This is a genomic window from Candidatus Erwinia haradaeae (genome assembly GCF_900698965.1).
Lineage (GTDB): Bacteria > Pseudomonadota > Gammaproteobacteria > Enterobacterales > Enterobacteriaceae > Erwinia_E > Erwinia_E haradaeae_A.
In genome coordinates, this window is sequence record NZ_LR217725.1 from 176,734 (window position 1) to 190,131 (window position 13,398).

Here is a 13,398-nt window from a genome sequence, read left to right on the forward strand (position 1 = left end):
TTGGCACATGGTTAAGATTTGAACATACATAATATATATGTATTTATAATATTTACTATTTCACAGGCCAATATTTTCTTCTAGAAACCTGTCGAAGCTCTAAAGATATTAGATATATATTAAATGCGTGAGTGCAAGTCTAGTTCTGCTCTAGAGGTTTCTTTGATATAGATCATATATAATGATCTATATCACATTAATAGCATATTGATGCTTGCACGACGGTTAGGGCAATGGTATAAAAAATATCCTCAACCAGAGCACCACGTGATAGGTCATTCACTGGTTTGCCTAAACCTTGTAACATTGGTCCAATAGCATTAATATTTGCTGAATGTTGAACTGCTTTATAGGTAGTATTTCCAGTGTTGAGATCTGGAAAGATAAATACAGTAGCTTGACCGGCTACTTCTGAGGTAGGGGCCTTAGATTGTGCCACATTAGACATAATAGCAGTATCATACTGTAACGGGCCATCGATCAGTAGCTCAGGTCGCTTTGCCTTAACAATATGTGTCGCTTGTCGTACTTTTTCTACGCTTTCACCAGTCCCTGAGTGACCACTAGAATAAGAGATCATCGCTATACGCGGCTCGACTCCAAATGCTATCGCTGAATTTGCGGATTGTATAGCAATGTCGGCAAGCTCCTCTGGGTTAGGATTACGGTTAATAGCGCAATCACCGTAGACCAATACCTGTTTAGGTAAAAGCATAAAGAATACAGAAGATACGAGTAGATTATTTGGTATTCTTTTTATCAGTTGCAATGCGGGTCGAATGGTATTAGCAGTAGTGTTTATTGATCCGGAGACTAAACCATCTACTTCATTCCGCTCAAGCATCATGGTGCCAAGCACTACATTATCTTTTAACTGATGATGAGCAAGGAGTTTAGTCATACCTTGGGTTTTCCGAAGCTCTATAAGACGGTCTACATATTGTTCTCGTATAATCTCTGGGTTCATGATTTGGATATCTGAACTGAGTTGGATGTCTAACTGAAATGCTATGCGTTTAATATTGTCTGGGTTACCCAATAGTACACAATTTGCAATACCTCGTTTAACAGACATAGTAGCAGCTCGAATAATGCGAGGTTCTTCCCCTTCTGGGAGAAGAATGCACTTTTTCATTTTGCGAGATCGCTGAATAAGCTGATACTTGAATTCTGCTGAAGATAAGTTAGATCTCTTTATGATGGAGTGTTTTACAATAGACTGATGCAAAGAGTCAACCCATTTGATGGAAATATGCCGCGCTACATATGTCTGTATACGATCAATATTTGTAATGTCATCTCTGGCTGCTTCTAACGTAAACCTGTTGAGATGTGATACCGTTTCCCAAATATTCATTGCAACCTGGAATATTGGCAGTCCAGTCTGAAACACGACGTTATACCATTTCCACTTCGCTTGATTTATAGAGTAGCTGTCGGTTAGTAGGATTCCAGCGATGTGTATATTATTTAACGCGGCTAAGCAGGCTGCTAATAACACATCTAGTTGATGAGAAGATATCACCAGCAATGCACCTGGTCGGAAAATCTCAAGCGTATCTTCTAGAGGATATGTGCAGACCATGATTGATGTGACACGTCTCATCTTACCTGTGTTAATGGGCGATGCGTGTAGATAACGAAATATATCAATAGATCGAGGAGAAGCTATTTCTAAACTCCACGGTATATATCCTAGCAGTGGAATTGGTGTTTCATCGACAAGATTTTGTTTATTGAGATTAAATAGGCTATGGTTATGTGCAGTACCGATTACACCTGATTCTCTAGAAGAGAAATCGTTAATGCCTATAAGTTGATTATCAATGTGATTTACAATAATACCTATAATGTTCTTATTTTGACTGATCCTAAAGCTATGTGCAATTAGTGCTATTTGCTCTTTGAGTTTCGGCAAAGAATTATTATCTACTGTGGTAGCTGTAGTTACCAATATAATTTCAGCATCTAGCATCTGAGCTATTTTATTGTTTAGCATAGAGATATATGGATTATTGTATGACGGTATTAAACCTTGTACTAAAATAACATCATTCTTATCTATGCTTTGATTATATCTGATAAAGATCTCTTCCATGAGTATATCGACCTGACTGGATCGAATGAGCTTAGTCACATGGTGCATAGATACAGCAGAGCCTTCTAGATTGATGTTTAATGGGTTAATATTGTCATCAATCTTTGTAGAACTTGGCGTTCTGTGATTACATATTTGAGCTATAGGTATGAAAAAGCCAACACGTATTCCTGAATTTTTTATAGCACGAAAAACACCTCCAAGGAGATTATTAAAAGCCATACAGGCATCCCTAGGAATAAACATAATAGTACGTGCCATAACGATTTCTCCCATAGTTCTGTTGATGACATAAAGGATATACGGTGATCGATATTGTCAGATCTTTATATAGTAGATATTAGAGCGCGTCTTTGATTAGTCAATCGCTACAAATAGACTGAAATTGAGAGACGATCATAGACTGAGTATTGTATACATGAGATCTTTAAGTCCTGTTATTCAGTTTTCGCTATAATTATAGATTGGTTTGTGTGACAGAACGAGCATGTATTTGTACTATTACTATGTTTAATCCTAGACCTGTATTGAACATCATGTTGTTAGCAATATTGCATCTCGAGCAATCATTAATTCTTCTTTGGTTGGTAGAACAAGAACCGACAAAGTATTATCTTGATTGATAAACCCTGATCGACCGAAACGAGCAAGTAAATTACGATCATGATCCACCTTAACACCTAATAGGGTTAATTGGTTTAACGTGAATTCACGAACCATATAAGAATTTTCTCCGACACCTCCGGTAAAAATAATTGCATCTAAACGTCCATCCATCACTGCGATATAGGATGCAATATATTTTGCAAGTCGATGACAGTAAACATCCATAGCGCGTTTTGCATCGGTTTTAGATGAATAGTTATTTTCCAGATAACGACAATCGCTAGTGACCCCAGTAAGACCTAGCAAGCCAGATTCATGAGTTAGCATGTGATTAATGTCAGCTATGTTCATGCCTAGTTTGTCGTGTAAAAAAAATATAATAGCGGGATCAATATCGCCACTACGACTCCCCATAACGAGACCTTCAAGCGGGGTAAGACCCATAGAAGTATCCACACACTGACCTTTAAGAATAGCTGCTACTGAGCTACCATTGCCTAGATGACACGTAATAAGATGTAGCTCTCGCACTGATTTTTTGAGAAATTTAGCCGCTTCTTGCATTACATAACTATGGCTAGTGCCATGTGCTCCATAGCGACGTATACCGTATTCTTTGCACAACTTATAAGGCAATGCGTAGAGATAGGATGATTCCGGCATTGTCTGATGGAATGCAGTATCAAATACAGCAACATTTTTATGAGATAAGCTAGGGAAGTGTTTTAGAGTTTCAGTAATACCAATTATGTGCGCGGGAGTATGTAGTGGGGCAAACGATGACAAGTGATGCAGCTCTCGGAGAAAGTTTTCATCAATAATGACAGAGCGCGTGAATTTTGGACCACCGTGCACAATACGGTGCCCGATAGCAAAAATTTCTCCAAAGAGTTTAGATTGTGATGCTAAAATAGTATTTATTATAAAACTCAAGACTTCCTTGTGTTCTGTTTTATCTTCTAGACGCTGTGTTCTTTTAACTCTCTTCAGTGTCCAATGAATACATGTATTCGGAAGGTAGAGGCATTCAGCTAAACCAGACAAGTGTTCATCACCACTTTCAGGATTAATAATAGAAAACTTTAAGGAAGAACTCCCGCAGTTAATAACCAGAACTAACTTGTTAGGCATGATGGAGCCTTTAAGATTTTAAGTAAGATAATCCAAGAAAATTACTATATTTTAATATAGATTGATATATCTATTTGCTTTTAATGTAAAGATTATTGAGTCTATGGTTTTGATTTAAGAGCATTATAGTCATGTTACTTAATTAGTTAGTTTTATATGTTATTTAAGGGGTGCCAACGCCAGATGAGAGAAGGTATAGGCCAATAATTCTTTGACAGGCTGCGTATAGTAATATGCGATTATGTTACTGTGTGAAATATTGTATTATCTATTATCTCATCATAGCGAAGGTCTGTATAACTCTATGAGCCATAAATATAGCATATCAGTAGAACGCTTACCCCTGCTGGGTCAAAAAAAAACCATAGAATGGCGATAAAATATCCTGCTAATGATTATTGCTTTGATGATCTCTCTTAATATGACTATTGTATTATAAACGATAACAGGTGGCTATAATAATATTAATTAATTTTATAGATTACTAGAAAGAATTAGTAGAATATAGTATATTTATAGAATGGTATTTACAAGTATTAACAGAATGAGAATGAAAATAATTATGATTATCTTTATAATAAATAATAAAATATATCCATTGATAGTTTATAACTGAATGTAGTACAAAATACATGTAAATTTTATGACAGAGTTGATTTTTATTACGATTATCTAGAGTTGGTTAATAACCTTGAAAATAAAAATTTTTATGACTAATACATTTAAAGTTACAAAAATTTCTTCCACTTGTATCTCCAATGTGTTTTGATAAAAAATATTAGTTTTATAGATACTACTCTATAGTATAGTTAAGTCTATAGAGACTATATCTAATTTAATTAGATATAGTGCATCATGTAGATATTTGTACTAATATTACTTATCACTCCTTAATAACTAGGATTATCGGTATCTATATAAAATTTGTATATACACATTGTAACTAATTATTATTAAATATAAAGTACGATAGATGTAATGATGCAGGCATCGATTTTTGCACAACGAGTTTTGAATTGGTACCATCATTATGGTCGCCACAACTTGCCATGGCAGCTAGATAAAACACCCTACACAGTGTGGTTATCTGAGGTGATGCTACAACAGACCACAGTAACGACGGTTATACCTTATTTTAAACGTTTTAGGATGCGTTTTCCTACCATCAATGATTTAGCACAAGCCTCATTAGATGAGGTTTTGCACTGTTGGACTGGTCTTGGTTATTATGCGCGTGCGCGTAATTTGTATAAAGCAGCGAAAATAATAGCTGAACAGCACGCTGGTGTTTTCCCAACCGCTGCTATAGAAATAGCCGCTTTGCCTGGTATTGGACGTTCTACTGCTGGTGCTATTCTTTCACTAGCGTTAGGAAAGCGCGCCTGCATATTAGATGGGAACGTTAAGAGAGTTTTATCTCGTTATTATGGTATACCCTTTTGGCCTGTAGACACAGAAGTAGTGAAATATTTTTGGCGTATAAGTGAAATAGTTACTCCAATACAAGATTTTGGACCATTCAATCAGGGAATGATGGATCTTGGAGCAGTGATTTGCGCTCGATCTAGTCCAAAATGTGCAATATGCCCCTTGCATATTGATTGTCACGCTAGAAAATATGATAGTTGGAAGTCTCTTCCTGGTAAGAAACCCAGGAAGGCTAAGATTACACGTACTAACTGGTTACTGCTTATACAGCAAGGGCAGGAAATATGGTTAGATAAGAGGCCAATATGTGGTTTATGGGGTGGATTATTTGCATTCCCTCAGTATGCGTCTATAGCTGAGCTTAATCTAGCTCTTCATCATAAAGAGCTAGACATATATCCCATACAGCAGATGGATGTGATTCGACATACTTTGAGTCATTTTTATCTTGATGTGACACCTATGCGGCTTAAATTGCCTTCTTCTTATGCAAAAGTACATTACGGGAAAGGTTTCTGGTATAACTTAAAGGAGCCTCCTCTTGTTGGTATCCCGGCATTAGTAGATCGATTACTAGATACATTACGCTCGATACAAAAACCATAAAACAGCACAAATATTACCAGTAGTAAGGATAGAGGATGAGTCGAACGATTTTCTGTACTTTTTTAAAACGTAAGGCCTTGGGTCAGGATTATCAGTTGTATCCTGGTGATCTAGGTCGTCGTATTTTTAATGAAATATCTGCAGAAGCATGGGGCCAATGGATTGCTAGACAGACGATAATTATTAATGAAAGAAAATTAAGCATGTTTGATATGACGCATCGACAAGTCATAGAAAAAGAGATGATTGATTTTTTATTCAAAACACATCAGATTGATACTGCTGCAGAGCATGTGTGGCGAGCAGCAGAATTGTAGGCGCTTCATGCAAAAAACGTTTTGTACATGGATAGGTGCTCATATAATAAAAAAGTTTTTTTCCATATTACTTTTTGCTCTGTTATTCATATCGTTGATCTCCTGTTCTCAGAGAACACACGAGGCTGTATGGGGGGGGTCAATTAAAGATACTGATGGTTTCGATGTCTTAATGGAGCAATTTTCTCATAATATTGAAATACTTTGGGGAAGAAAAGCAGTTCTGATTCCTGGGCCAAAAGATTATATAAATTACAGTGATCAGTACCATACTCGTAGTCATGTTGATTTTGAGTCTGGTCGAATTATTCTATCAACTATTTCACATGTTCATCCTATTTTTTGTTTGCGGAAGGCAATTATTAATCTTCTGCTCATGCGTAAAGACTCTTGTGGTATTGATCTGTCTTTTGAAAACAATGCACCTGAAAAGCATCACAAACCCCTATTGTATGGGCAGGTTCTAGATAATACTGGAAAACCCATCGACTGCCAAGAGATGGCTGCTACTTATGCTGACTATCTTATAAAAACAAAACGAGAGCATCGATATTCTAATTCGCATGTGATTTGGTCAGTGACTATCCCAATGGTGTCTAATCATATTGATCAACGCGCACATAAATATTTACCTTTGGTGCAAAAAATGGCAAAACGTTATGGTGTGTCTCAGTCTTTGATTTTAGCTATTATCAACACTGAGTCCAGTTTTAATCCATATGCTATTAGTCATTCTAACGCATTAGGTTTGATGCAGATTGTACAGAATACGGCGGGACTAGATGTTTTTCGAGTGCATGGCAAAACTGGTCAGCCTAGCCGCAGATATCTGTTAGATCCAGAGAACAACATCGATACTGGAGCTGCTTATCTGTCGTTATTACAGAGAAATTATCTATCTGATATTAAAAATCCTACTTCAAGATTGTATGCAGTAATTACTGCGTACCACAGTGGCTCTGGTAGCGTACTACGAGTGTTTTCTGCTAATAAAAATCGTGCCATTTATATAATAAATACGCTTTCTCCAGTTGAAGTGTATAATGTACTTATTAGTAAACATCCTACGGCTGAATCACGACGATATCTATATAAGGTTTGTCATGCAAAAAAATCTTATAATTCCTATTAATTACAGTTGTTTAATAATTCTTATGAAGATATAATGAAATTATTTATCTTATGAGCCATATTAACTAATTTTGTTGACTGCATGATATCCTGATATCTATCTTGATAGACGCATTTCTATTGCAGTATGCATAAAATTTTTATTGCAGTAGGCATGAATTGTAAATATTTTAAGTATTTTTGAGTACTTTAAGCATTTTGTGATGCATTTTATTCCTGTTTGATGCCTGTTTTATGTGATTTTCTAACTTCAGCAGAGTCATTAATTATTATAATGATAGTGTCTTTAACTTAATATTGTTATTACGTCACATAGTGTGACTCATGTATGTATTGTATACATACAGACATAAAGTACACATAGTGTGAAAAATTATTATTTATATACTCAATACATAAGTAATAAAGATCTATACATAAATCTTCAGTAGGGATCTTATAAAATCCATGTCTTGTATAGCTCGTAATTAGGATACAATATAGGATACAATAAGGATACAATATAGGATACAATAATCTAATTATAGATAAAACAGTACTGATTATATATGCGCGCTTGTCTATATTGTAGAGAATCTTTAATTCTTAAAGATCATAAAAACACATTGCATATGAAAAAATATATCTTATAGGTGGCTATAGGTGGCTTTTTTAAGTGCAATACAGTGTTGATCTGCTAATAAAAATTAATTCTAATTTTTCATCAACACCTGTCTGACTATAATTGTTAGAAAAATTGATTACACTTGATTCTAGAAGGTTTTAAGAGTAATTAATCATAAAAGTATTTGTATTTTATTGTGACGTATTTTAGATTGATTTGAAAAAAATCTGCGATCTTACATCAAACAATAGATTCAATTTTTATCGCGTTTCAAGGATACTACAGGAATTACAAAAACTCTGATTTAGAAAACTTTAGTATACGAACATATATATGGTGTTATCTTGATGTCTTATAGATTTTTTTAAATATCATGTTTGGAGTGACTCTTCATCTATGTCCGAAGATACACAGTGTGTAGTATTTATACTTTCTATATAACAACGCAGTATAGAAAGTAGTACTTGATTGACTCAGAGTATCATACATAGATTAAGCGTCTTATTAGAGCTCTATAATAGAGCATCGAATATATTATATATTTCAAAAATATTAATTATAGATTTTATCTATTACATTAAAATCTCTTGATTTTTTTTGTAAGAAAAATTTAGACTACCATTTCGCTCAACCTTATTGAATGGTCAAATATAGTATAATCAACCCTAATTTCTCCTCATGACTGTATCTTGTATACAAGACTTGCTCATGATACTCTAATAGAGTTCATGGGCTAATATATTTATTAGATGCCTCTACTAAAAGCGCTCTATGCTAATTCAGCATGAAAAATCTTAGATTGTCATCATAAAAATCAGTGATCATTGCTATTCTGGATAGCTTAATATACTCGGATGCTAGATGCGTATCTATGTAATAATGTAATACTTTTGTTATAGCACGCTATCTAGCATATCATCACAACACGCTCACAGGGTTTGCACGATGAATCGAAATTAGATATTAGATATAGCTTGCGGTATTGAAGACCTATTAGATAAAATATTTCTTTGTATCTGTATGAAACACAGATATATCAAATAGTAAAGTTTTCTATAATTCTCACTGATTGTTCCTGGATAAGATACATAATGCATGACGTAAATGAGCTAAATAGCCTACTAAGCAGTCGTTTTCGCGGTTTTTATCCAGTAGTGATTGATGTAGAGACTGCAGGTTTTGATCCTAGGACTAATGCTTTATTAGAGATAGCTGCCATTACACTTAAAATGGATAACTATGGTTGGCTTGGAAAAGATGATATCTTACACTTTCACGTTAAACCATTTCCTGGACTAACAATTCACCCTGAGGCGTTGGCATTTAATGGAATTGATCCAGAGAATCCTCTACGTGGCGCAGTTTCTGAATCAGAGGCATTGCACGCTATTTTTAAACTAGTTCGAAAAGGAGTGACAAAGAGCGGCTGTAATCGCGCTGTGGTTGTAGCACATAATGCTATATTTGACCTAAATTTTATAAATGCTGCGATTGAACGTGCTCGTTTAAAACGAAATCCTTTTCATCCTTTTGTAACTTTTGACACTGCAGCATTAAGCGGCTTGGTACTTGGCCAAACCGTTTTAGCAAAAGCATGCAATACAGCTGGTATACCATTCGATAACGCGCAAGCGCATTCAGCACTATATGATACTATACAGACTGCAAATTTATTTTGCGAACTTGTCAATCGTTGGAAGCGTCTTGGTGGGTGGCCGCTCACATCAGTTATAGCACTGTAATCTGAACTTTTCTCAATAGCATTGTATAGAAACAGTAGTAGTATCCCCCCGCAGTCATAAGGTTTTTAGAAAAATTTTTAATCAGAGCGAATTGTATACTGTTAATGTTTATTATTACAGTACTCGTAACTTACAAACAAGATAAGTCAGAAGTCTTTCAAATAAATTATAAAATTCTCATCTAAGAGTAATCTTATATCCAGTCAAACTTACCCATTACGTCACTATATGTCTTTGTATAGAGAGTTCTTTCATCTATTAGATGTTAAAAATCAATTACACAGTATATAAATATACTGTGTAATTGATTTTAGTGTATTAGAGATGTCACGCTCGTTACTGATAACGTATGGTTATATCTGCTATCCGTAATAAATATCACTAAAATATAGTTGACAATATCCTGCGTTGATCGTCTTAAGACTGTGATGATTCAATCAAACCTAAAAAGATTTATCATAAAGTGATATCTGAATTTTTATAGTTTAAAAATAATGTTTTTCTGTAATTAGATACACAGCTCTATATTCATGTACAGAATAGATTCATATGTTTTCTAGATTGTAGAAACTGCTGAATGTAGTTTCATTGATTTGATCACAGAGGGTGCATATGATTATGTATGATATATATGTGCATATAACTAGATTTAGATGCACTTTATATAAAATATCAGATAATAATGAATATTATATGTTATTTAGTTTTAGGTATCACCTTTAGTGATCTAGTGATCAGTGTTTTCGTAGTCCTCAAGAGATGCCATAGGATTCGTGCATGTTGATACGATATGTTTTCGTATAAAAATTTAATTTTAGTTGAAATATTTTAGATTCTGCGCGTCTGACACGATATAATAAAGCAGATTACTGAAAGTAGCTCTATGTTCGTGAATATCTATAATGTTAATCTTAATACACCATGATAGATTAGATCTGATATCAAAAAGATGCAGTTTATTAGAGTAAAAGTGGATATTAAATATCCACTTTTACTTAAGGAGCAGTTTTCTATTGCTACTAATATTGTTCACTTAATTCAAGCATATATGATACGACAATTTACTCATAGATACACATTGTTCAATTGTTCTCAAGCAAGAATTTTGGGTTAAATTTATTTTTACCGTGACTAAGGTTAAAATTTTAAATAGAGTATATATTTTAAAAAATGCGTTTCTTCTATCTTCAGGAGAAAAAAGTCTATTGATATTGATATAGATCAATACGGTAGTTATAATGCTACGGCATATATCGCATTGAGACCAAGTTAGTATATTGATCATGGTTAATTAACGATTCAGTTCTGTTAAAATCCTTCAAAATATCCTTGAAGAAGTTTTTTTGTAAACTATAAGCTAGAAAAAATTTTGTTTTAATGGGGGCGTGTCTTATTAGATAAGATCTTTATGATTGCTATTGATACTGTAAGAAATATTGAAATATATATATATTTTTTTTCAAGATAAACTTCAAATCCTTCTAATACTAATGTCATACCAATTAAAATTAAAGAAACAAGTGCTAAAATTTTTATTGAGGGGTGATGCTGAATATACTCGCTAATCAGCCTGGAAAAAAATACCATTACTATAGCTGCAATCACTACAGCTACCATCATTATGACTAGGTCATTAGATAAGCCAACTGCAGTTATAATTGAATCTAAGCTAAAAATCATATCTAGTAGGATAATTTGTACGATTGTCCACGCGAAGTGACATGCATGAGTTTTTTTTAAAAAAATCAAATCTTTCATGATTTTGTAAAGTTCAACGCTAGAGTTAAAAACTAGAAACAACCCTCCAAATAATAGTATAGTGTCATGTATTGAAAATTTATGACCCATTAGGGTGCATACTGGATTAGTTAGGTGTATCACCCAAGTAATAGACGCCAGAAGCACTAGTCTCATTAGCATAGCTATGGACATTCCCATGCAACGAGCGATGTTTTGCTGGTTTCTAGGTAATTTTTCAACTATTAATGATAGAAAAAGAATATTATCAATACCAAGAATAATCTCAAGGAGCGTTAATGTGCCAAGAGCTAACCATGCGTCAGGATTCGTAATCAGTGCATACATTGTGTTATGTTTCCCAGAGCGAGGGTGTTAAACTTAACCATTATGCGTAGAGCTTCGCTCTATAAATAATAGAAGTAAAATACATTGCATATACTGCATATAAATTAAAAATTTTATATAAGTTAAAAACTCTGATGAAATAATTCGATCTGTAATTAAGATCGTATACATCTAATCTTTTTACATCCAAGTGTTCAAAAATATTAGAGACAATTTGAAGGAACTCAGTTCTTCCATGGAGTGATGCTAAGTGATATTGAAATATATACCTCATGAAAGCACAAAATAGTTTTAGAGAAAAGCACTTGAAGGTCAAGCTTGACCATATCTGGCTCCTTTTTTGGGGCATATTGCTTTATGATTTGATGTGTATAAAAAATTCTTAGATAGTGCATTTATGTGATAAATGTGTCAGTATTTAGTATTTCAGTCAATTTGAATAATTATTCAGCCAGATCAAATAAGTGACAAGTGCAATATATACTATATTTATGTGGTATTATAATATGCATGTATGATGATAAATCATCGGGTTCTTTGAATATCATGATTTGTACCAGATTCTCTGAAGTGTTTTTCAGAGTTATCAGTTTTATTGTGACACCTAGAATGTGCGTATAGATATAGATTGTAACTTAACATCATCTGATCAGATAGCTGCATGCAGGGAGGGATGCTCGTTTTATCTACTGGACTCTATAGTTTGTGCCTAGATAGAGCCTAAAGCAAAAACCATGAAGAACCATAGTATCGCACAAGATCAATATAACAAACATTATCCCATGCATCGGATACTGAGTTTTGTCAGTAGAAACAGTCATTGCACTAAGGGTCAAAAGCGCGCTATAGCTCAACTATGGCCACAAATGGGTATCGAATATCAGTGCAAACCAATTGAATTTAATGATGTATTTGGTCGTGCTGCACCAGTAGTATTAGAAATTGGGTTTGGTATGGGCTCTTCTTTAGTCGATATGGCAAAGTGTAACCCGAAAAAAAATTTTCTTGGCATTGAAGTTTATAAGCCAGGCGTGGGAGCGTGCCTAATCAGAGCTCGTGCAGAGTATATTACCAATCTTCGTATTATATGTCATGATGCAGTAGCAGTGCTAGAGACTATGGTGCGTTCAGGTACTCTTGACGTAGTACAGATTTTTTTTCCAGATCCATGGCAAAAAAGGCGTCATAATAAGCGGCGTATCGTGCAGGCTCAGTTTGCTCAATTAGTGCTAAAAAAGTTGCAATTAGGTGGAACATTTCATATGGTAACTGACTGTGAATCTTATGCTAATCACATGCTGATGGTAATGAATGTCGTATCGGGCTATCAAAATCAGTCTAAAAACGGTGCCTGGATACAGCGTCCAGCATTTAGGCCATATACTAAATTTGAGCAAAAAGGGAAACAGTTAGGACATCAGATATGGGAGTTAATGTTTAAGCGAGTCATATAACAGTAACATCATAGATTGACTTATACCACTTGTTATAGCATAAATATGCTATCTTAGAGTTTGTTAATACATCTACAAGACCACAAGATTAAGATATGACCTAGCAATTAAAGTTTAACCATAGAGATGTATTGTCTACAGAAGTACTTAATAATATAAGTGAATATAATAAAACACGACGAGTATTATTATGATC

8 protein-coding genes are annotated in these 13,398 nt (G+C 34.3%); 5 read left to right on the plus strand and 3 right to left on the minus strand.

Translation table 11 applies throughout. The features are described from left to right. Positions 1 to 196: 196 nt before the first annotated feature. Together pta and CIPSTX3056_RS00560 are read right to left on the minus strand one after the other, a co-directional pair. A complete protein-coding gene (pta, locus tag CIPSTX3056_RS00555; RefSeq protein WP_072666031.1) occupies positions 197 to 2,359 on the minus strand; it encodes a phosphate acetyltransferase in 2,163 nt (720 codons plus the stop codon). A 273-nt stretch (positions 2,360 to 2,632) separates the two neighbouring features. Then, the gene (locus CIPSTX3056_RS00560; protein ID WP_072666032.1) at positions 2,633 to 3,835 is read right to left on the minus strand and encodes an acetate kinase; all 1,203 of its coding nucleotides are present in this window, start codon (positions 3,833 to 3,835) and stop codon (positions 2,633 to 2,635) included. Between the two features lie 981 nt (positions 3,836 to 4,816). On the opposite strand from CIPSTX3056_RS00560, the gene mutY reads away from it, so the two are divergent. The 4 genes from mutY to rnt all read left to right on the plus strand — a co-directional run bounded on the left by mutY (position 4,817) and on the right by rnt (position 9,663). Then, a complete protein-coding gene (gene mutY / locus CIPSTX3056_RS00565; protein WP_072666033.1) occupies positions 4,817 to 5,869 on the plus strand; it encodes an A/G-specific adenine glycosylase in 1,053 nt (350 codons plus the stop codon). A gap of 35 nt (positions 5,870 to 5,904) precedes the next feature. Continuing rightward, complete coding sequence (locus CIPSTX3056_RS00570; RefSeq protein ID WP_072666034.1) at positions 5,905 to 6,186, plus strand: oxidative damage protection protein; 282 nt, start codon at positions 5,905 to 5,907, stop codon at positions 6,184 to 6,186. A gap of 43 nt (positions 6,187 to 6,229) precedes the next feature. Then, positions 6,230 to 7,318, plus strand: a complete 1,089-nt coding sequence (gene mltC / locus CIPSTX3056_RS00575; protein ID WP_072666514.1) for a membrane-bound lytic murein transglycosylase MltC — start codon at positions 6,230 to 6,232, stop codon at positions 7,316 to 7,318. A 1,694-nt stretch (positions 7,319 to 9,012) separates the two neighbouring features. Next, positions 9,013 to 9,663, plus strand: coding sequence for a ribonuclease T (gene rnt, locus CIPSTX3056_RS00580; RefSeq protein ID WP_072666035.1), 651 nt, complete (start codon positions 9,013 to 9,015; stop codon positions 9,661 to 9,663). 1,374 nt (positions 9,664 to 11,037) lie between these two features. Here rnt and CIPSTX3056_RS00585 read toward each other — a convergent pair. Continuing rightward, entirely contained in the window at positions 11,038 to 11,748 is a 711-nt protein-coding gene (locus tag CIPSTX3056_RS00585; protein ID WP_072666036.1) for a TerC family protein, read from the minus strand. Positions 11,749 to 12,482: 734 nt separating this feature from the next. Between CIPSTX3056_RS00585 and trmB the strand changes: the two genes are divergently transcribed. Then, on the plus strand, positions 12,483 to 13,202 hold the full coding sequence (gene trmB / locus CIPSTX3056_RS00590; RefSeq protein ID WP_072666037.1) for a tRNA (guanosine(46)-N7)-methyltransferase TrmB: 720 nt from the start codon (positions 12,483 to 12,485) through the stop codon (positions 13,200 to 13,202). The last annotated feature ends 196 nt before the right edge of the window (positions 13,203 to 13,398 follow it).